The sequence below is a fragment of the Halobacillus kuroshimensis DSM 18393 genome, from assembly GCF_000425705.1.
Lineage (GTDB): Bacteria > Bacillota > Bacilli > Bacillales > Halobacillaceae > Halobacillus > Halobacillus kuroshimensis.
Genome location: NZ_AUDY01000013.1, coordinates 81,567 through 102,749 on the forward strand (window position 1 = coordinate 81,567; position 21,183 = coordinate 102,749).

22 protein-coding genes are annotated in these 21,183 nt (G+C 46.2%); 6 read left to right on the forward strand and 16 right to left on the reverse strand.

Annotated features, from left to right (window positions below; translation table 11 throughout):
• Window positions 1-94: 94 nt before the first annotated feature.
• Together H615_RS0116275 and H615_RS0116280 are read right to left on the reverse strand one after the other, a co-directional pair.
• Entirely contained in the window at window positions 95-400 is a 306-nt protein-coding gene (locus H615_RS0116275) for a 4a-hydroxytetrahydrobiopterin dehydratase (RefSeq protein ID WP_027956131.1), read from the reverse strand.
• Between the two features lie 2 nt (window positions 401-402).
• Window positions 403-2,193, reverse strand: a complete 1,791-nt coding sequence (locus tag H615_RS0116280) for a M3 family oligoendopeptidase (protein WP_027956132.1) — start codon at window positions 2,191-2,193, stop codon at window positions 403-405.
• Window positions 2,194-2,651: 458 nt separating this feature from the next.
• Between H615_RS0116280 and H615_RS0116290 the strand changes: the two genes are divergently transcribed.
• A complete protein-coding gene (locus H615_RS0116290) occupies window positions 2,652-3,563 on the forward strand; it encodes a TIGR03571 family LLM class oxidoreductase (protein ID WP_244877770.1) in 912 nt (303 codons plus the stop codon).
• A 19-nt stretch (window positions 3,564-3,582) separates the two neighbouring features.
• Complete coding sequence (locus tag H615_RS0116295) at window positions 3,583-4,293, forward strand: DUF5694 domain-containing protein (RefSeq protein WP_027956134.1); 711 nt, start codon at window positions 3,583-3,585, stop codon at window positions 4,291-4,293.
• Window positions 4,294-4,359: 66 nt separating this feature from the next.
• On the opposite strand, the gene H615_RS0116300 is transcribed toward H615_RS0116295, so the two are convergent.
• Window positions 4,360-5,982 carry a BCCT family transporter gene (locus H615_RS0116300; protein ID WP_027956135.1) on the reverse strand — a complete coding sequence of 541 codons (1,623 nt, stop codon included), beginning with the start codon at window positions 5,980-5,982 and terminating at the stop codon, window positions 4,360-4,362.
• Between the two features lie 249 nt (window positions 5,983-6,231).
• Between H615_RS0116300 and H615_RS0116305 the strand changes: the two genes are divergently transcribed.
• On the forward strand, window positions 6,232-6,504 hold the full coding sequence (locus tag H615_RS0116305) for a hypothetical protein (RefSeq protein ID WP_027956136.1): 273 nt from the start codon (window positions 6,232-6,234) through the stop codon (window positions 6,502-6,504).
• 1 nt (window position 6,505) lies between these two features.
• On the opposite strand, the gene H615_RS0116310 is transcribed toward H615_RS0116305, so the two are convergent.
• The gene (locus H615_RS0116310) at window positions 6,506-6,760 is read right to left on the reverse strand and encodes a hypothetical protein (RefSeq protein WP_027956137.1); all 255 of its coding nucleotides are present in this window, start codon (window positions 6,758-6,760) and stop codon (window positions 6,506-6,508) included.
• Window positions 6,761-6,874: 114 nt separating this feature from the next.
• A complete protein-coding gene (locus H615_RS0116315) occupies window positions 6,875-7,297 on the reverse strand; it encodes a hypothetical protein (protein ID WP_156896511.1) in 423 nt (140 codons plus the stop codon).
• A 250-nt stretch (window positions 7,298-7,547) separates the two neighbouring features.
• On the opposite strand from H615_RS0116315, the gene purU reads away from it, so the two are divergent.
• Window positions 7,548-8,444, forward strand: a complete 897-nt coding sequence (gene purU / locus H615_RS0116320; RefSeq protein ID WP_027956139.1) for a formyltetrahydrofolate deformylase — start codon at window positions 7,548-7,550, stop codon at window positions 8,442-8,444.
• Between the two features lie 102 nt (window positions 8,445-8,546).
• Window positions 8,547-9,041, forward strand: coding sequence for a L,D-transpeptidase family protein (locus tag H615_RS0116325; RefSeq protein WP_027956140.1), 495 nt, complete (start codon window positions 8,547-8,549; stop codon window positions 9,039-9,041).
• A gap of 2 nt (window positions 9,042-9,043) precedes the next feature.
• Here the strand turns inward: H615_RS0116325 and H615_RS0116330 are convergent, their stop codons facing one another.
• Together H615_RS0116330 and mbcS are read right to left on the reverse strand one after the other, a co-directional pair.
• Complete coding sequence (locus tag H615_RS0116330; protein ID WP_027956141.1) at window positions 9,044-9,703, reverse strand: reverse transcriptase-like protein; 660 nt, start codon at window positions 9,701-9,703, stop codon at window positions 9,044-9,046.
• 127 nt (window positions 9,704-9,830) lie between these two features.
• The gene (mbcS, locus tag H615_RS0116335; protein WP_027956142.1) at window positions 9,831-11,408 is read right to left on the reverse strand and encodes an acyl-CoA synthetase MbcS; all 1,578 of its coding nucleotides are present in this window, start codon (window positions 11,406-11,408) and stop codon (window positions 9,831-9,833) included.
• A 157-nt stretch (window positions 11,409-11,565) separates the two neighbouring features.
• Here mbcS and H615_RS0116340 point away from each other — a divergent pair, with 157 nt between their 5' ends.
• Complete coding sequence (locus H615_RS0116340) at window positions 11,566-11,775, forward strand: hypothetical protein (RefSeq protein WP_027956143.1); 210 nt, start codon at window positions 11,566-11,568, stop codon at window positions 11,773-11,775.
• A gap of 149 nt (window positions 11,776-11,924) precedes the next feature.
• Here the strand turns inward: H615_RS0116340 and H615_RS0116345 are convergent, their stop codons facing one another.
• The 9 genes from H615_RS0116345 to H615_RS0116390 form a co-directional block, all read right to left on the reverse strand.
• A complete protein-coding gene (locus tag H615_RS0116345) occupies window positions 11,925-12,773 on the reverse strand; it encodes a YitT family protein (RefSeq protein ID WP_027956144.1) in 849 nt (282 codons plus the stop codon).
• A gap of 612 nt (window positions 12,774-13,385) precedes the next feature.
• Window positions 13,386-15,182, reverse strand: coding sequence for a PAS domain-containing sensor histidine kinase (locus tag H615_RS0116355; protein ID WP_051254751.1), 1,797 nt, complete (start codon window positions 15,180-15,182; stop codon window positions 13,386-13,388).
• A gap of 220 nt (window positions 15,183-15,402) precedes the next feature.
• Window positions 15,403-16,272, reverse strand: a complete 870-nt coding sequence (locus tag H615_RS0116360) for a DNA-3-methyladenine glycosylase family protein (RefSeq protein ID WP_027956147.1) — start codon at window positions 16,270-16,272, stop codon at window positions 15,403-15,405.
• Window positions 16,273-16,474: 202 nt separating this feature from the next.
• On the reverse strand, window positions 16,475-17,254 hold the full coding sequence (gene pdaA / locus H615_RS0116365; RefSeq protein ID WP_027956148.1) for a delta-lactam-biosynthetic de-N-acetylase: 780 nt from the start codon (window positions 17,252-17,254) through the stop codon (window positions 16,475-16,477).
• 92 nt (window positions 17,255-17,346) lie between these two features.
• Complete coding sequence (locus H615_RS0116370) at window positions 17,347-18,654, reverse strand: Na+/H+ antiporter family protein (RefSeq protein ID WP_027956149.1); 1,308 nt, start codon at window positions 18,652-18,654, stop codon at window positions 17,347-17,349.
• A gap of 109 nt (window positions 18,655-18,763) precedes the next feature.
• Complete coding sequence (locus H615_RS22600; protein WP_169516218.1) at window positions 18,764-18,916, reverse strand: SE1561 family protein; 153 nt, start codon at window positions 18,914-18,916, stop codon at window positions 18,764-18,766.
• A gap of 149 nt (window positions 18,917-19,065) precedes the next feature.
• Entirely contained in the window at window positions 19,066-19,863 is a 798-nt protein-coding gene (locus H615_RS0116380; protein WP_027956150.1) for a YfkD famly protein, read from the reverse strand.
• A 57-nt stretch (window positions 19,864-19,920) separates the two neighbouring features.
• Window positions 19,921-20,538: a YczE/YyaS/YitT family protein gene (locus H615_RS0116385; RefSeq protein ID WP_027956151.1), complete on the reverse strand. Its 618-nt coding sequence runs from the start codon at window positions 20,536-20,538 to the stop codon at window positions 19,921-19,923.
• A 109-nt stretch (window positions 20,539-20,647) separates the two neighbouring features.
• Entirely contained in the window at window positions 20,648-21,037 is a 390-nt protein-coding gene (locus H615_RS0116390) for an OsmC family protein (protein WP_027956152.1), read from the reverse strand.
• Window positions 21,038-21,183 lie beyond the last annotated feature (146 nt).

Below are 21,183 nucleotides of genomic sequence, written 5' to 3' on the forward strand. Positions count from 1 at the left end.
ATGGCTGACCGGTAAGCGAAACGTGACCCCCTGTGAAATTAAGATAGTTCCTGTTATAACCGTTTGTTTGCCTTAAAGTACGTTCGGCGCCTTATCATTTCTGTTGAATAGACTGATAAATACTGTCGTACTTCCGGGCGCACTCCAGATCAAGTTCTGTCAGGCCCCCGGCATTCCAGGAGGTCAGTTTCAACGTCACCATCTTATAATCAATGCTGATGAACGGATGGTGCTGGATTTCTTCGGCATACTCCGCAATCAAATTGACAAAACGGACGCCTGTTAAAAAATCCTGGAATCGATAGCGTTTCGTAATGAATTTCTCATCGGCCAGCTTCCATCCATCCAGTTCCGTGACTCTCTGCTGCTTGACTTCTTCCGGAATACGCGTTTCATCCATCCTTATCCCTCCATTGATGCTTCATTGTATTTCATAAATGCATCCAAATCGGCTGTGCACAATTCCACCGCATGTTCCCAGAACTCTCTTTCCTCCAGCTTGACACCGAGGTGTTTCCAGGCCAATTCTTCCACAGTCATCTTCCCTGTATCCCTCAACAGGGCTGTGTAACGCTCTTCAAATTCAGGTCCGGTCTCCAGTGCCTTCGCATAGATTCCCGCACTGAACAGGTATCCGAAAGTGTAGGGGAAGTTGTAAAACGGAACATCGGTGATGTGGAAGTGAAGTTTAGATGCCCAGAACGTCGGATCATACTCTTCCAGCGTTTCCATGTAGGCTTCCTTCTGTGCTTCCAGCATTAATTCATTAAGACGGTCCTGAGATACAATTCCCTTTCTCCGTTCTTCGTAAAACCGGGTTTCAAAAAGGAAGCGGGCGTGGATATTCATAAAGAAAGCCACACTGCTCTGCACTTTTTCCTCGAGAAGCGTCATCTTCTCTTCCTTCGTGGACGCTTCTTTCACGGCTGCATCGGCAACAATCATTTCCGCAAACGTAGAAGCTGTTTCAGCTACGTTCATCGCATAGCCCTGGTTCAATACGGGAAGATCATTCATGACATGCTGATGATAGGCATGACCGAGTTCATGCGCCAGTGTGGCGACACTGGCCGGGCTGCCGGAGTAGGTCATGAAAATTCTTGTTTCTTCACTATCCGGAAAGCTGGTGCAGAATCCGCCCGGCTGCTTCCCTGGGCGGTCCTCAGCCTCTATCCAGCCTTTCTCAAATGCCATCTCAGCAAAATCGGCCATTTTAGGGCTGAACTTCCTGAACTGCTCGATAATAAAGGATGCCCCCTCCTGAAAGCTTTTTGTACTATCCGTCTTTCCGACAGGAGCTTCCACATCATAAAAACGAAGCTGGTCCACACCCAGAAGTTCTGCTTTTTTTCTCATATATGGAATGTAGACTTGCTTATAATCGATGATGACGTTCCACATGGTCTCAAGCGTCGCGGCACTCATCCGGTTGTAGTCGAGTGGCTCCTTGAGGACATTCTCCCACCCTCTATGCTTATAAATTTGAAGGCGGAACCCGGATAAATGATTCAATGTTTCACTGAATACGTCCGCTTCGTTCTGCCACGTCTTCTGCAATTGATCAAAAGCTTCCTTGCGGACAGAACGGTCGGGGGAATCCAATTTATTAGAGGCTTGTCCAACCGATAAGGACCTGCCTTCCACTTCGACAGACAATTTAGCGACAAGCCGGTCATACATGAGCTCCCATGCGTCGTAGCCATCAACACTAAGGTCATTGATTAACGATTCCCGTGACGCATCCAGCTTATCTGCAGCCTTTTGTCTCCGCTCTTCAAGCACGAAGGACAGTTCCTTCAACGATGGCTGCTGTAGAAGCGAAGTCCAGATTTCATCATCAATGGTGATGAACGTCTCATCGAGCCGAACCAGCACATTATTCAGACGGGCTCCCAGTTCACTCCTCTTCGCCAGCCATTGACCAGCTCCTGTATCGTTTACATCCTGAGCCTGCAGGCAGCTCGTAAAGGCACTGAATTCTTCAAGCTCTTTCACAGCCACCTGAAGAGCCTCTATCATGTGATGTAATGGTTCGGTTTCATCTGTACTGGACGGCGGCATAAAGGATGAAATAAGCGATTCAAGCTCATCCAGATGAACCTCCAGCTGCTGGACATAGTTTTTTAATTCACTGGAATGGCTGCCGCCTTGAAAAAGGCTGTCCAGGTTCCACGTCATTGCATACGTAGACATATACGTTTCCTCTCCCATCTATTATTGATTGCTTCTTCCATTATATCAGAGGTGAAAACTCCCCTGCGTGATGGCACATGAAAATCTCCGACATAAAAAAGTTACATTTTTGTAATATAAATGAAACCTTTCTGACTATTCAATCGTCATATAGAGTAGAATAAAAAATACATAGGAAGATTACATTTATATCTTTAAGGAGCGATGACATGAAAAAACGAATTGAGTACGACCGAACAGAAATCGTGAGTGTAGCCGGAGGTTCCGCTTTTCTCACTCTCGTCCTCTACCTGGTCATCTATGTCATTTGATTTCTAACGAGCGCCTATCCCCTGTGGAGATGGTGCTTTTTTAGTTCCTTTGATTAGAAGTCCAGCCTCCACCTCATTATAATGATATGGAGAAAGAAACATGGAGGAGGAAGTATTTTGTTTGAAAACCATCCCGGATGGCAGAATATGCTCCAAAAAGACCACATATCTTTTGGACTTACGATCCCGATTGAAAATTACGATAAAGAGACACCGCTCATGGACGATCAAGTGCAGAAAGCGCAGTTGGCGGAAGAACTTGGCTTTCACTGCTTATGGCTTCAGGACGTCCTTCTTGAAGATCCAACGTTTGAGGACCCGGCAACCGGGCAGATCTTTGACAGCCTGATCTACTTGACCTACCTGGCGTCCCGGACCCGGTCCATCAATCTGGGGACTGCGGCATTAGTCATGCCGCTCCGCCACCCTTTACGCACAGCGAAGGAGCTGGCAAGCATTGAACGATTATTTCCCGGTCGTCTCATGGCCGGCATATCCTCCGGAGACCGGAGGAAGGACTTTGAAGGATTGAACATCCCTATCATGGAGCGTGGGAAATGGTTCAGAGAAGCCTATGATTTCTTTACGAAGGTCTTATATGAAGAATACCCGGAAGCCGTCTCCTCTTTCGGCAAGCTTGATAAATCCAACCTCGTTCCTAAGCCGCCCAACCGGATTCCCGTATTTATGACGGGTTATTGTCAGCAGACGATCGACTGGATTGCTGAACACGGAGATGGGTGGATGTTTTATCCTCAGCGTCCAGAACAGCAGAAACAGACGATCGACATGTACAGGGAAAAAGTGAGAGGCTTCCACGGCGATGTTTTCCGTCCCTTTTTCATGCCGCTTCCTGTCATTCTTTCTGAAAACCCTGAGGCCCCTGTCAAGAAAATCCCTGCCGGCTATCAAACCGGACGCGAAGGTTTAAAGGATATTATCGAACAGTACCGTTCCGCTGGTGTGAACCATATGATGTTCGGCCTTTCCAAAAACCAACGACCGACAGCTGAGGTGATGCAGGAAATCGGTGAAGATATCCTGCCCTATTTCAAATGATCCGGAAAGGAATGATGATATGAAACCGGAGATTATGCTTCTCGGCACTTTTCATATGGCTGTGGAGCCGGAAATGATCCATAAACATAAAGATGAACTTTCCTCCCTGACCGCTTCCTTGAAAGAATGGAAACCGACAAAGATTGCGGTGGAAAAGTCATTCTTCCTTGAGGAGGAACTCAATAAAAGGCTGGAGCAGTTCCTAAAGGGAGAGCAGGCACCTGCGTTCGATGAAGTGGAACAAATTGCTTTCCCGCTTGCTGCCTCCCTTGAACAGAACCACCTTTATCCTGTTGATGAGATTGTGGACATGTCCACCCCTTCCCTTGAGCAGGTATTCTCCTGGGCGGGGGAGCACCAGCCAGAGCTTCTCAACGATATTCTTTCCATACAGCAGGATGTAAAGCAGATGGAAGATAAACAAACCCTGGCCGGCTACTTCCGTTACATTAATCACGAGGATTACAAAGAACAACTGCAGCGTGTCTATATGAAGTTGACCCGTGTCGGGGACCGCCAGCACCAAATCGGTGTCCACTGGCTCAAACAGTGGCACCACCGCGACTTAGCCATGGCCGCCAACATCCTCCGTACAGCCGGCCCCGGCGACCGTGTCCTTGTTCTCGTCGGTGCCGACCACCTGCATCTGGTGGAGCAGTTTCTCCAGGAAAGCGGAGATGTGGTCATTCAGGACGTCGTCCCCTACCTTCCAGAAAAAAAGAACGTTTGACCCCCTTTCTTCTGCGGGAAAGAAAAAACCCTGAACCTCCAATGGAGGTTCAGGGTTTCCTTATCTTCAATCCGTATCTTTATCTTCAAGGGCCTCGAGGGCGGAACGCTTTTTCTTTTTCTTACGGTTTTTCCAGCGCTTAATGTGAATGGTGGATGGCTCATAGTCGTCAGATTCACGAATGTCCGTGTTGGAGGCCTTCATAAACGACCATGCAAGCAGGAACATAATGGCAATAAGCGGGAAGCCACCGACGATACTGGCCGTCTGGAGTGTATCCAGTCCACCGAGGAACATGAGAGCGAGCGGCATGATACATAATGCGAACGCCCAGAACAACCGGTTCCAGCGAAGCGGTTCACCCTCTACATTTCTCTGTGTCACAGACGCAAGAATGTAGGAAGAAGAATCAAAGGTCGTGGCAAGGAAAATGATAGCCAGGACCGTAAAGATCAAGACGATGAAATCAGACAGCGGCAGCTGGTTCATAATTTCAATAATGGTCGCCGGTGCCCCATTATCGTTCATAAAGGCAATGGCATCAAATTGTCCCGAAATCTGCAGATAAAGCCCGAAGTTCCCCATGATTCCGAAGAAAAGGACACATCCGATCGTACCATAGACCATCGTCCCGAGGATCATTTGACGGATGGTGCGTCCTCTCGAAATACGGGCTACAAACAAACCGACAAATGGAGCGTACACGAGCCACCATGCCCAGTAGAACACAGTCCAGTATTCAGGAAAGCTCGTCTTCTCAAACTGTCCGAGGTTTCCGAACGGCTCCATCCATGTAGCCATGCGGAAGAAGTTATCAGCAAGAACCCCGAGAGACGTAAACGTCGTTTCACTCATAAAACGGGTCGGTCCGAAAATGAAAATAAACGCAAGCAGGAAAATGGACAGCCATAAGTTCACATCACTAAGGATTTTAATCCCGCGTTTCAATCCTGAATAGGCACTGATCGCGAAAATCAATGTACAGAGCAGCATAATCCCACTTTTCAACCCGAGCGTGACCGGTATGCCTGTTAAATCGTTGACCCCCTGGGCAATCATCGGTGTTCCGAGCGCGAGCGTCGTTCCCGCACCGCCTAGAAGTCCGAACATAAACAGGACATCAATAATGGTACCGACCGGACCGTCCACCGTATCTCCAAGGACCGGACGTACGGCTTCAGATACTTTCAACACCGGCTTTTTCCGTACATAATAGAAGTAGGCAATCGGCAGTGCCGGCAGTGTGTAAATTGCCCAGGCAATCGGACCCCAGTGGAACATGCCGTAAGTAGAAGCCCACTTGATGGCTTCCTTCGACTCCGGCTCTACGCCGAAAGGAGGTCCCTGATAATAATACGCCCATTCAATGACAGCCCAGTAAAGAATACTGGAACCGATACCGGCTGCGAAAAGCATCGCAGCCCAGGAGAATGTACTGAATTCAGGTTTTTCTCCTTCATCTCCGAGTTTGATGGCTCCATTTTTACTGAATGCAACATAGATTAAAAAAGCAAAAATGACAAATCCAAGAACCATATAAAGAACGCCGAAATTCTCTGTCATAAATGTATTGGCTTGAGACACAACTTCCTTCCCTGCCTCAGGGAAAATAATTAACGGAACGGTAACTCCGAGCAGTAAGATTAAGGCCCCAATAAACGTAGGCCAGTCAATAAGCTTCATTTTCAAGTGACATACATCCTTTCCTATACCTTCGTTAAGTAGTTTGAACTGCAAGGGTTAAAACATGCAATGCGGGGGATAAATCAGAGGATTAAGTAAATCGTACAGAATAAATTGTACCAATTGTATAGACAGAAGGCAAATCTTGATGTAAATCTAATACCCCATCCCGGGTAGAATATTCCTATTCAACAGATTTTTCGTCGGATTTCGACCAGAATGGACGTTTGACTGAATAAGGAAAGGAGGATGAACATGGACGGATTGAAGAAGGCAGTAGAGAAATGGTTCGGCCCCTTACTTTTACCGCTGTGGACAGCCATTCCTGTTGAAGTATGGCTGCTATTAAAAAAACCCCCGTTTTCGGGGGTTGAAGTGACGATGGTGATCATGGGCATTCTTTTTTTGGTTTTCGCAGGGACCGTAGAAACCGCCGCTGAAGAACCCGGATCCCGCGTCTTCGGTTTTCTTTACCTGCTGGCGGCCGTCTTCTTTGCTGCGGCAGGTCTTTACCGCTGGCTCTTCTAAATTATATAAAAAACAACCACGGGAGAATCATCGGGATCATGATGATGATCGTTACAATCAGCCATGCACTGGGATTATCGCTTGTGACCTGTTTACGGTAGGACATAGCCCATGCTGTCAGGAGCAGGACCGTCATAATCATACTGCGCAGATGAAGGTCTCCGTCTTTGTTATTCATAAATATGTACACGCCGCCTTCGACAACGATTAATATTCCGACTAAGATGTTAAAAATATGGGTGAACCAGCTATTCATCCGTCTGACTCCTTCCACTTATGGCTGTCTGTATCCTTTCCAAGTATAGTACAACCTGATTCTTTTAGGAAGAACGCCCTTGAAGGCGGACGAAGAAGCGCCGCCTTCCCCCCTTTACAATTGATCGATCAGTCCCTCCAGCTTCGGAGTGATTTCAAACCGCTCATGATCATTCTGCAGCACGTGCCAGAAATCTTTGTAAAAGTACGCTTCCAGCACAACGTCATGGGCACTGGATATGCGGAGAGCCCCCAGCACCTGCGCCCCTTTTTTCTCCCTTGCAATTGAAGGGCACTGTTTCATTGCCTTGAAAAACGACCGTATGTCTTCATCCGTGTCCATTCGGTAGGATGTCCGTTCTCCATCCAAGTCATAATAAGTAAGCGTCATCGGACGTTGGTAATCGCTCCATGAGTGGTGGGTAATGTCATCCTGTTCAAAGGATAAAGGGCTGAAAAAAAACGTGTGGTGTATGTACCAGGTCGACAACACAAGAAAGGCAGTCAGAACTGCTGACGTCATTAATTTTTTCTTCACATATGCCATCCTTCCTGAGTATTTCTTTGTATAGGCAGGACCTGTTATTTTTTCCGCCAGGATTTCTTTCTCTACCTCTCTATACGATAAGGAAAAGAAAAACGTTTCATAAATCTCAACGTTCCCTGTCACTATGTTTCATCTCATAATTGTCAAATCAAAAAAGTATAGATCGAATTTTGCGATAACACGGTTTGCTTCAGGATTTATTTCCTCTACAATATAAAGAAACAACGAAAGGGGACCAGACATGACGTCTACCAACCAGCACATCCAGCACCACACAGAAAAAAACCAAAACAAAGCGCGGCTTCTCATCAGCTGTACAGATAAACCGGGAATAGTGGCTGCCATTTCCACATTCCTTCATGAACACGGAGCGAATATCGTGGAGTCCAATCAATACACAACACATCCGGATGAGGGGACGTTTTTCATACGCATCGAATTTGCCGCTTCGGATATGAAAGAAAAGGAAGAAACGTTTCAGGAAGGGTTCAAGGAAATAGCTGCCCAGTTCCATATGAAATGGCGCCTGACATTTTTATATAAACTCAAGAATATGGCCATCTTCGTTTCCAAAGAACTCCATTGTCTTCGAGAACTCCTTTACGAATGGGAAAGTGGCGGTCTTATGGCGGATATCCCTCTCGTCATCAGCAACCACAAGGAAGGAAAGGAGCTTGTCGAATCCTTCGGTATCCCTTTCTACCATATTCCCGCAAGTAAAGAGATCCGGCACGAAGTGGAAGAGGAACAACTGAAGCTTCTGAAGGAATACGACATCGATGTCATCGTACTTGCCCGATATATGCAGATTCTTACTCCACATTTCGTGTCGACCCACCCATCGAAGATCATTAACATTCACCATTCGTTCCTACCGGCCTTTATCGGGGCGAATCCACATAAACGGGCGCATAAACGGGGCGTTAAGCTGATAGGAGCCACCTGCCACTATGTAACAGATGACCTTGATGAAGGGCCCATCATCGAACAGGATGTCATCCGTGTCGATCACCGCAATCACATCGACGATTTAAAAAAGAAAGGGCGGTTGATTGAACGTACTGTTCTAAACCGAGGGGTCAAATGGGACCTGGAGGACCGCGTCATCGTTCACGAAAACAAAACCATCGTATTATAAATCGAAAAAACCAGACCTCCTTCTGACAACAACAAAGGGTCTGGTTTATTTTTTGTCTCACCTATGCATACAATGAGGTATAACTTCTGGGGAGATGATGGAATGCTCCATACGGTAAAACCGGGAGAAACCCTCTATCAAATATCAAGAGATTACCGGATGCCGCTGACAACCATTTTAGCCGTCAACTCCATTCCTAATCCGGATCTGATCAGGGTCGGACAGAGAATTACAATCCCGGGGTACCCACCTGTAGAAACACAGCCGTACCAGCTGGATGTTTCCATCAATGAACGCCTGCTAAGGCTCTATAAAAACGGGCAGTTCGTAAAGGAATATCCAGTGGCCGTCGGGCGGATGCTTTATGAAACACCGATAGGGGATTTTATTATCCTGAATAAAGCCCCGGACCCCGGAGGACCATTCGGAACGATGTGGATGAGCTTATCAAAAGAACACTACGGCATCCACGGTACGAACAATCCGTCCTCTATTGGAAAAGCTGTATCCCGCGGATGTGTACGGATGTACAACGAAGACGTGGAAGAACTGGCGCTCACGATTCCGAACGGCACCCCCGTCACCATCCATTTATAAACCTATCCCTGTACTTCAGACGTACTCTCCACTTCTGTTCCCTGCAGGGCCTGAGTGGCAAGTCGGTCGCATTCACGGTTGTCTTTCCTTGATATGAGATGATAGGACGCCTCTACGGCCATGGCCCCAAGCTTCTCATCGATCCGGTCCGCCCATTCATGAAGGGATTGTTCCATCGTCGGCCATTCTTCCTTCATTTGATTGATGACAACCTGGGAATCACCGATAAAACTTACAGGGATATGCTGAACCCCCATCGCCTCCAGTTCCTGTACAGCAAAATAAAGAGCAGCGTACTCCGCCTCATTGTTCGTTTCCATTTCCTCGACTGCAGCATTTTTCCTTAGACGCATAAACCGGCCGTCCTGCTCATAATAAATCGCGCATCCCAGACCAGCCTTCCTGTCATTCCTGTCGAACCCCCCGTCAAAATACACTCGTATGTTATGGGGCTCGGCGTCCACTTTTGCCATATACTTCTTCAGATCCTTCAGCTTCCATGAAGTATCATAATCATCAATAAATGCGATATCCTTCAACCGTCCTGTTTTTTCAAGGTCCTCCGCTATAAGAAGCGCTTCTCCCGGAGAAACAGGTTCAGACTTGAAAAAGACTTCCGTTTTGTTTTTTGCACGGTATGTAATCTCCACATGTATGTTCATAAGACTCCACCTTTCCACTTCGATGTAGGTTCCTGTTCTTTTAATCTGCCTATTTCCCGTCTATCTTATCACTTCAAACAAAAGAGAACGAAAAAAACCGGAGACTGAATGCCTCCGGTTTTCCCTCTTAACTATGGAAGGATTTTTCCTTTTCCCTCAGTTCGATCCTTCGTATTTTACCCGAGGTTGTTTTGGGAAGTTCATCGATAAACTCGATTTTTCTTGGATATTTATAAGGGGCCGTAAGCTCCTTCACATGAATCTGAAGATCCTCTACAATTTGACTGCCTTTTTCATACCCGGACTGCAGCACAACGAACGCTTTTACAATGTTGCCCCGGACTTCATCCGGACTTGCAACTACGGCACATTCCTGGACAGCCGGATGTTTGACGAGCGCATCCTCTACTTCAAATGGCCCGATCGTATACCCCGAGCTGATAATGATGTCATCACTGCGCCCTTCAAACCAGAAGTATCCATCCTCATCTTTTTTGGCTTGATCTCCTGTAATATAGTAATTGCCTCTTCTTGACATTTTCGTCCTCTCTGGATCTTTATAATACTCTTTAAAGAGCGCCGGGGTATCCAAGTGTACAGCAATATCCCCCACTTCATCCGCCCCGACAGGCACCCCCATTTCATCTACGATTTCAACTTGGTTGCCTGGTGTCGGGCGTCCCATCGATCCAGGCCGCACTTCCATATCCTTCATAATCCCGACGAGAAGTGTATTTTCCGTCTGACCGTAGCCGTCCCTGACAGTCACTTGAAAATGCCTCTGGAAGGTGTCGATAACTTCTCTGTTTAAAGGCTCCCCGGCCGAAACCGCGCTATGAAGATGTTGCAGGCTGTAATCGTTCAAGTTATCCACTTTCGCCATCAAACGGTATTCCGTCGGTGTGCAGCAGAGAACGTTCACGCCGTGCTTGTCCATAATGTCCAAATAGACATTCGGATTGAATTTCCCTTGATACACTAGTCCCCTCGCTCCTGTTCCCAGTACAGATAAAAACGGACTCCAAATCCATTTCTGCCATCCTGGTCCAGCTGTTGCCCACACCGTATCTTTATCTTCAATAGCCAGCCATTGATAAGCCGCTGTCTTTAAATGGGCATACCCCCATCCGTGCGTGTGAACGACCCCTTTTGGATTTCCGGTCGTTCCTGAAGTATAGGAGAGGAATGCCATATCTTCACGACCCGTGTCAGCAGCCGTCATCGTGCCGCTGTAATCTTCCATCAGACTGTCCAGGTGATGCCACCCTTCCTTCTGTTCACCGACGGAAAACCTCACAAGCTGATCGTATTCGCGGACCCCTTGAAACTGATCTGTATAAGGAGAATAACTGACAACGCCCCGGACTTCACCGTGACTGATCCGGTACTGAAGATCTTTCGTCCTCAGCATTTCAGAACTTGGAATAACGACAAGCCCGGCTTTCAGCGCCGCCGTGTAAACCTGATACGCTTCAATAAGGCGTGGGATCATAACCAGGATTTTATCTCCCTGCTTTAATCCACAGTCAAGGAAAGCGTTTCCAATTTTATTTGCACGCTGCATCAGGCTCTGATATGTAACTTCTTTCGTTTCCCCCTGATCGTTTAACCATAAGAGAGCTTTACGCTCGGCATCGCCTGCATACTTTTCCATTTCAGAAACGACGTTGTACCGCTCCGGGGCAATCAACTCTTCTCGATTCATGTGTCATCCTCCTCCATAATAACGTGCTGCATTTTCAACATCCCCATTATACCAACTTATCTAAATCTTTCAAATATTGTTCCTTTTATTCAGAACAATTGACAGATAATTAAAACTTTTCATATACTGATACTAACTGTAGAGAGGAGTGCGGCAGATGGAGTTTCGTCCAATGAGAAAGCAGCGTGTCATTCCAGGGTTCCCTCTCCTGTTCATTTCAGGAGTGATGTTGGCTTTATTTCTGTCCCTCTCCGTCGTCACAAACAATTACAATTACACCGCAGCTTCCGTTGTAAGTGTGATCATTATGAACGTGGCTCTCGCTTCCCCATCCATCCGAAAAAGCAGAAAAAAGAGCCTCCGGTAATGCCTTCCGGAGACTCTTTTTTCATGTTTATCTTTTTTTCCGTATCAATGTGATCTTTCATCCAAGTATGACCAAACACAAACGATCCCCTCTACCTCTCCACCGTTATGGAATGAAGGGGTGGGAACCGCCGTCAATTTCTACAGGAGTTAAGCCAGTCGTTTGAAATTCTCCCCAAGAATTTCATTCATGGAGTGAACGGTAATAAACGCCTGCTCATCCACGGCCGTCATATATTTCTTGAGACGGGTATAATCTTTCCGGCTGAGAATTGTAGTGATGACTTCCTTCTGCTCCTGATTAAACGCACCCTTCGCTTCATGAATGGTAGCACCGCGGCCGAGCTTATTGATGATAAAGTTCCGGACAAGCTCACTCTCACGGCTGATAATGACAATTTCCTTGTTATCCTCGAACTGCTGAAGCATATAGTCGATGACAAGGCCATTGAGAATGACACCAAAGAACGCATACATACCGACCGTAGGGCCGAACAGGAAGATGGAAGATGTAGCAATGGCAATATCAGAGAAAAGCACACCTTTTCCAACTTCAATGGAGAAGAATTTATTTAGAATCATAGCCAGAATATCGGTCCCGCCTGTGGAAGCTCCCTGATGAAAAACGAGGGCCATGCCTGAAGCCGCAATAATCTGTCCGATAATCAGCTGAATTAGCAGATCATCACTCAGAGCTTCCTGCATAGGGAAAAAGGCTTCGAGGCCCCAAACCATAAACGAAAGTGCAAAACTTGCATAGATAGTTTTCACACCAAATTGGAACCCTAGGAAAATAAAACCGACGATAAATAAGACAATATTCAAGAGAATCATAATCATTCCAAGGGACAAATCAGGAAAAACCTTATTCAATACGATGGATAAACCACTCACTCCCCCTGTAGCCAGGTCGTTCGGGGACAGGAAGAAGTGGACGTTGGTCGCTACAGCAAGTGCACCAAGATTCATCATTAGAAATGACCACACTTTTTTCAACATCTGAGAGCCTCCTTTATTGTAATTATTGATAGGATTTTGTCGAACGAAATTTGCAATACAATCGGGATTATAGAGCCCTTTCTGCCTTTTGTAAACAGCTGTTGATATAAAAAAGGGATTTATTTTAAGTAAGCGGTTTAAGCGGAAATATTCAGCAAATTGAAATGGTTTTCCCTGCTAAATAAACATAAAAAAAACGCCATTTCTTACGTGGCGTTTTTGCTTGGCTGTAGAAAAAGCCTGTGTGAACCAGTTAGAGTTGTCCATTTGTCGTGTGAAGGGTCACATTCCGCTTGTTGGTGGATGAATGCCGCGGGCACGCCCTACGCTGACTTGGTCAGGAAGGTCGCCTGCCCAAGTGGATATTCGTCCCCATGGGCTGCACTATTGCCGCTTGCGTGGAAAAGAACAAGGGAAAGAACAGGCACGGGTGACGTCTGCCTGCCGGATTATGAAAAAGATCGTCCTCCAACCAGCAAGGATGAGCTGGGTGAAGGAAAGTCTTTGTCGATGTTAAAGAACTCCCAAGGAGTGGAAGGGGCTTTCGCTCCTGGCGGTAAGAACGAAAAAAGCTTGTAGAGAAACAGGGGTTTCTCTACAAGCTTTTTTCGTTCATGCACGAGGCAGTTTGACAACGACCGTCGTTCCTTTTCCTTTTTCACTTTCATAGTTTATCGTCCCGTTCAAATCCGATACGATTTTCTTCGTGACCATAACACCAAGTCCTGTTCCTTTTTCTTTTGTAGTAAAGAACGGTTCACCGATTTTCGAGAGTTCCTGGGCGCTTAAGCCCGGTCCATTATCTCTAACGAAAAGCGTTAGATGGGAGCTCGACATCTGAATTTCAATTCGTACTTCACCACCGAGATCGACCGCGTCCACCGCATTCTTCACCAGATTGATTAAAATCTGGTTCATCCGTTTCGGTTCCGTCCTGAACTTATCCTGTACAGGGTCACAATCAAACAGCAGAAGAATCTGCTTTTCGTTCGCTTCCGGTTCAAGAAGGCGGAGTACATACGATACAAGCTGTTCCGGGTCCACTTCCTCAAGCTGGATGGAAGACTTCGGTTTCGACAGCATCATGAAGTCCTGGACGATCGCTTCGATTCGATTGACTTCATCCAGGATGATTTCCTGATAATTATCCCTGAGCTCAGGATTAGCCGCTCCAATCTGGAGAAAACCTTTGATGGCGGTCAATGGATTCTTGATTTCATGAGCGATGCCTGCAGACATCTGCGTAATCGTAGACAGCTGCTGGGACTTTTCCTTCAGCTCAATCATTTCCTTGTATTCCGTTACATCCTGATGAATACCGAGAATAAGCGACTTTCCGTTATAATCCACCGGAAAACCTTTCGTACGAATCCACTTTTCTTCTTTCCCCTGGACACATACTCGATAGTCAACGACGAATTCCTCGCTTTTCATTTTCGAAAGGCCTCCTACGAAATGAGACCGGTCCGCTTCGTGTACGTGCTCCAAAAGTGACTTGGGGTCTGAAAATGCCTGACGTCTTGGAATACCGAACAAGGTTTGAAAAGCAGGACTGATATAGTGGACTTCCTCAAAGTGCGGATCACTGATCCAGAAAACATCCGTAATGTTATCAGCGAGAAGAGCAAAACGCTCTTCTGAATCTTTAAGCGCTTGCAAATGTTTATTATATTGAGTAATATCCTGCAGAAAAACAGTAAGGCCCAGTTCTGTTGGATGGACCGTCACTTTCACATCGAGCTGGGTTTCCTCAATAAAACCCTCGAATTCCACCGTTTCGAACGTTTCCATAGAGCGCAGGAAATGCTGAAAAAATGGATAGTGCTCATCTATGGAAAAGATGTCCCATAATTTTTTATAATAATTTTTGAAAAAAGGGCGTTTGGTCAGCTCTTCCATTTTAGGATTGGCATAAACAACTTCCCAATTATGATTAATGACGGCAAGGCCGTGTGGAAATTTATCGACAATGTGTGTCATGCGGTGCTTGATTTGAGAAGAGGAAAAGCTTAAAAGCGGAACGCCTTCATAATTCGTAATGGATAAGGACGGCTTATCATTCTTTGAAGGCACATCAGCGGCCACCGGCGCCGACACAGAAAAATGATGGTCTTCTTCCATTTTTGCGAGTGTAAAGGTGATCTGGCCGTTGGTCAGATGCACCATACGGCATTGAAACCTATGATTAAAATTCTTATCTGTCAACTGGACAGAGGATTCCCTCAGCCCTTCGGTCAAAAGCTGGTGAAGAGATTGTTGCAGGCGGTGCTGGCCTGTGTGGCGGAAACACCGGATCCACTGAGAGAAAGACAGGTCTGTTTCCTTCAAATGCAGCATATGAATCATTTCCTGATTCAATGTAACGGCTTGAAGACGCAGATCGAGTAAACATGCGGGTGTTCCATTCATACTAAGAACATCCAAAATCTCACCGCTATGAACTTGGTCTGAATACCTCTCTCTTATAACCAATAGTAAGACCTCTTTCCTTTTTGCCGCTCGTTTATTTCCAATACGTTTTTCATTATAACGCAAAATTAACAAATTTTGAATATTTTCTAACGATTTAGCCTTTATTTTTGCTTTTTAAACATTGTACGCTGAAAAGAACAACGATATGACAGAAATTTCACCCTTCAATACTACGCCACAATGTTAACGAGGCGTAACTCAAATAAGGCGACCATGGCTGGCTCCATGCTCCCATTTCTTCTGTTGTCGGTTTACGTTCCATTTGAAAGTAATGCTTCAACGCATTTTGAATTCCGATGTCCGCTTTCGGGAATAAGTTTTCCCTTCCGAGCCCGAACATCATCCAGTTTTCTGCTGTCCATGGCCCGATACCCCTGACTTTCACCAGACGTTTCATAATGTCTTCGTTCTCCATAGCAGACAGTGCCGGCAAATCCAGTTCCCCTTCTGCTATGCGTTTGGACGTATCAATGACATACTCGGCTTTCCTCTGGCTGAACTGCAGCTCCCTCAGAGTTTCATATGGCGTCTCAGCAACCGTTCCCGGATCAGGATAAAACCATACGCCGTCTTTCTGTCTGCCCAGTGTCTCTACGAACCTGGTGCTCAGAGTATAAGCGAACTTCATATTCAACTGCTGGTGGATGATGACTTTCATCAAACAGTCGTAAAGGTGAAAATCCTTCACGATCGGTGTGCCGGGGTGATTTCTAAACAACTGTTCTAAGTCGGTGTCCAGGAAATGCTGATGAATCTTCTCCAGATCAACATCCCATTGAAAAAGATGCTTGATGTAGTTCAGAAGCTGTGGTCTGGCTTCATCGCTGTCACTCTGCACAGAAAAAACAGGATCAAGGGTCGTCCCGAGGGCCTGAACTCTGACGATATGATGTTCCTCATTAAGCTTGACAGGGATATCCACCCAGCGTTCCTCTCTGTCCAGATGAATTAAAGGGTCCAGCTGCCAGCGAAGTAACGTATAATCAAAATCATAAAAGTTAACTGCCTTTAATTTTTCTTTCCACACGTGAGTTTTTCCTCCTTCAATTCCCTTAGATTTTTCTATTTTGTTAAGAATAGGAAAGAAGACCTGAGGCTTATCCGACCAATTCTCCCTTTATGATAGAAGCTTTGATGAAACTTAGCAAAACATTACAATCACAGACACCGTGAGGGAGCTGAAATAAAATGAAAAGCCGCTGTACAACGTGTACGGCGGCATACATTTGTTATAAACCCCAGACAGGCGCGGGGACGAGCTGTTTCATCAGAATTTCATTCAAATCCCCGAATCGGTAGCCTCGTTTCCTAAGCTCATCAATCATTTGTGAAAGGGCTTCGGCGTTGTCACTGGAGACGGTGTGCAGGAGGATGACGGCTCCAGGATGGATCTGATCCATCACACTCCGGTAAGCATACTCCCATCCTTTTTGTCTGTCGGTATGCCAGTCCACGAACGCAACGGACCAGAACGCATGGGTATAGCCGAACTCCTCCGCCCATTTCAGCGTCTGTGCATTAAACGTACCTCTCGGCGGACGCAGGAAGGTCATAATTTCCTGATCTGTCTGCTCCTTGACGGCTTCCTCCACCCGTTTCAGTTCTTTTTCCATATCGGCTTTAGAACTCTGCGTAAAATCCGGATGGCTCCAGGAATGGTTCCCAATGATGTGTCCTTCATCAGTCATTCTTTTTAAAAGATCGGGCGCACTTTCAATATAATGACCGGTTACGAAAAAGGCTGCCGGTACTTCTTTTTCCTTAAGGACATCTAAAACCTGACCGGTATATCCTTGTTCATACCCATTATCAAACGTTAAATAAACCACACGATCCTTGGAAGGATCCATAAAAAACCCATGATGCTGTTCAATCATCGGTCCATACCTGCCTGGATCCGGCGTAGTACCATTTTTGCTTTTATTATACCCCCACCCTTCTGCATAGGTGGTTAAAGGAAAAAGACAGACCATCAGGACGACCGTCATCAGCTTCACTATCCTGCTCATGTGTCATGTACCCCTCACTTTTTGCTTAGTATGTGTGAAGCAGAAGGGAATATAAAAAAAGACAGGTGGGAAAATTCCCCACGCTGTCTTTTTTACAGAAATAAAGAAGCGGCCCATCCAAAGATGAACAACGGTATATTATAATGCAGAAATGTCGGCACACAAGTATCCCAGATGTGGTTGTGACGGCCGTCTGCATTGAGCCCGGATGTCGGACCGAGTGTACTGTCAGAAGCCGGTGAACCTGCATCACCAAGAGCTCCTGCTGTACCAATCAGTGCTGCTGTCGCCATCGGCGAAAAACCGGCAGCAACGCAGATAGGCACAAACAGAGCGGCAAGGATCGGTATCGTAGCAAAGGAAGAGCCGATTCCCATGGTGACCACAAGACCGACAGACAGAAGAATGAAGGCAATGAAAGCCTGATTGTCCCCAAGATAATCGGAGCTGAGCTCCACAAGTGCCGACACGGATCCCGTCTCAGTCAAGACGTTCGCGTACCCGGCAGCGACGAGCATAACAAAGGCAATAAAACCCATCATCCCAATTCCGTCGTTGATGACCTTATCACCTTTATTGAATGGAACGACACGGAAGATAAACATCAGGATGATACCGGCCAGGGCAGCCAGAATCAGATTGGACCAGACCGCCTGAATAACAAGTGTTACAAGCATAGCCACAAGCGTCAGAAGGTGTTTCATTTGGAACCGTGAATCAAGGACAACCTCTTCATCCGGCGTTTCTTTATCTTCTGGTACGACAGAAGGGTCCCTTGGTTTCCGGTAAGTAATGAAGATGGCGATGAAAAGTCCGACGATCATTCCAGAACCGGGAAGAATAAGGGACGCGGCGATCGTTCCGATTCCAAGATCGATGCCGTTCGTTTCCATGGATGTCTTGATCGTATCGTGAAAAATATAGCCAAAGCCAACCGGAATCATGACATACGGCGCTTTCAAACCAAAGGTTAAAGCCGCAGCCACAGCTCTCCGGTCCAGCTTCATTTCATCAAACAATTTTAAAAGCGGAGGAATAAGAATTGGTATAAAAGCAATATGCACTGGAATGACGTTTTGTGAAAGACTTGCCACGAACGCAATGACAAAAACGATCATGGTGCGCTTATCCTTCAAAACGCGAAGTAAAAAACCGACTAGTATCGATGTGATACCTGAGTAGCTGATCGCAACGGCGAAAGCTCCCAGTAATATATAACTTAATGCCACATTCGCTTGAGCTCCCATCCCATCCACAAGCAGGGTCAGGGCGTCCGTCAAGTTCTCACCGTTCATGAGACCTGCCGTTAAACCGGCAGCGATAATGGCAACGATGACGTTCACGCGCAATAAACTCAACACGGTCATCACCAGGACAGATACGACAACTGCCCATGCCATAAGACATTCTCCTCTCCAATAATTTCATACATTAGCGATTTATCATGATAAAGGATGATGGTGAAAAAATCAACCCTCAGGAAAATAGAGAGTCAATTCTGAAAGCTGCTTATTCGTCCATGCTGCGCTCAAGGGATTCAAGCATAGAGATCAGGCGGTCAATGTCTTCCACTGACGTCTGCTCAGGATCCAGATTATCTAAGCGTCCCATAAATTCTTCCAGGCGCTGCTTCAAGTTGGACATTTTCTCCTGCTGCGTCATGTAACGATTCAGCTCCTTTATCTGTTTTACGTACAATCCATCATAGTACAAGTATCTGCCTCTGTCCAGAACCGGTTTCACCCAGCTGTAAAAAAAAGCGCCGTCTGTACGAAAACAAATCTGATGTTCCCGTAAGACGGCGCGTTTTCTCATTTTAACTCGAAGGAAAAGCTGACGTGATCCTGAATAGGGATCCAGGCTCCGATGCCCTGCCGGGTCACGTTTTTAACAGAGAGTGTCTTCTTCGACCCTTTCAACTGGATGTACACATCACCGAAAGCTACTTCTCCTTTTTCATTCACGGCCGGTGCAAACGCATGAAGGACCCCTACTTTGTTCGTTGGGATGCCGTACGTGTTATTCTGCTTTGTTCCTTTACCAATCACGGTGTTAAAGGATAACGGGAGTTTTGTGTTTTTCTGAGCTTCCAGAAGAATCAGCTTCATCATCTGGTCGCTGTGACTGATCCGTGAGGTCAGACCGCCCTTGACTGCTTTTTCTTCTTTTTGAAGATAACTCAGCTTCTCCTGCTTTTCTCCTCCGTGGTTGTTCAGTTCATTTGTATTGATCTCCTGATACTCCCAATTGATATTGGTTTCTTTCGAATCGTAGGAAAGAGGCCACCTTCCAAGGAATATGTCTCCTCTGTACCCGATGGCCAGTGGAGAAGGCTTCAGGGACGTTTCATTCAGCATTTCAATCAACTGTGGATTGGTAATGCGTACCTCGGTATTCTCCATCAGCTCTTTCGTAATTTCCTCCGCTTCCAGCAATTCCTGATCGTCGGTAGAGTTCGGATACGTGTTGTCTTTGGATATGTTTAAGACGTGGTTCGGAATGGAACCTTCTTCTTTTTCATTCTTCTTAGGTTCAGCCGAGGCAGAACCGGCAGCAAACCAAGTAAGAATACAAATAAACAGCAGTAGTCCCAGCCATTTTCTATTCACATCAAGGGCCACCTTTCACTTTTTTTATAGCTTGTGAAAGATGGCCCGTAGTATACATTATTCTGCTGCAATTAGCTTGTTCATCATATAGCTCGCTTTGCTGTCGAAAAACTGGATGCATGGCCCGATCCCGAGAAGAATCACAATGGTACCGATACCAATAGGACCACCAAGCACAAGAGCAAGAACGAGTGCAAAGGACTCGGTCATGGTTTTAGCTTTTGTAATGCTGTAGCCGAAACGCTTCTGGAGCGCGACCATAAACCCGTCAACGGGGTTCAAGGAGAATTTCGGCTGCAGATAAAGAGATACGCCTATGGCAATAATTACAATTCCGAGGATTAACGTGATCAATTTCATGAAGAATGCTTGAAGCACCAGGGTGTCAAACACTTGCAGCATCCAGAAATCGATGAATTTCCCAAGTACTAATATAGTAATGACCGCAGGCAGGTCCGGCTTCTCTTTTGCAATCAGCGCATTGGTTACAATGAGAAATCCACCAATGACCATGACCCACGTTCCAATTGTAAGTCCGATCTGTTCCGTCAGCCCGACATTTACGGCATCCCACGCTCCAGCTCCCAGATTCGATTTAATCGTAAGTGTGACGCCCATTGCAATGACAATCAACCCTGCAAGATAAAAGAATCCTTTAATGACTAATGTTCTCATGGTCTCCCTCACTTCCTTATTTCAAAGTTGCTTTGAACCGAAAACCTGTACATAAGACACAAAAAAAGAGCGTGAATCCGGCTGTCGGACTCATGCTCTTTATATTTTACTAGCTTAACTGGATACACTCAAGCGTTTCTTCCACATTTATACTATTTTCTACTGATTGAACCATCGAGCAGTTGTTCCGGGAAATTTCCAGGTTTTTCAACAGCTTATCCTGATTCAAGTGATACCCTTTGACAACGAAGTGCAGGTGGATCTTTTCGATACGGTTCGCTTCATCGGGATTTCTCGTTACTTCCGCAGATACCTGTATATCTTCGTAATTCATCCGCTGCTTATCGAGAATTTTTCTGAACACACCAAGGCTGCACCCTGCAATCGAAGAGACCATCAATTGAAACGGGCGGAAACCATTGGCTTCATCGCCGGAAATGTCCAACTGCCCATATTCAAAAGAAGTACGGATGCCGTTTTCTCTTAAATGAAACTCCATCAGTTTATTCACTCCTTTCGCTTAACGGCTTTGCGTTCATTATATAATAGATCGTTCTGTAAAAGAAACCACACCGCCTGTCCAGCCCCACCTTGCCTGTTTGACACCTTTTCCGATACGATAAGCGTGTAGAACAGGAGGATGAC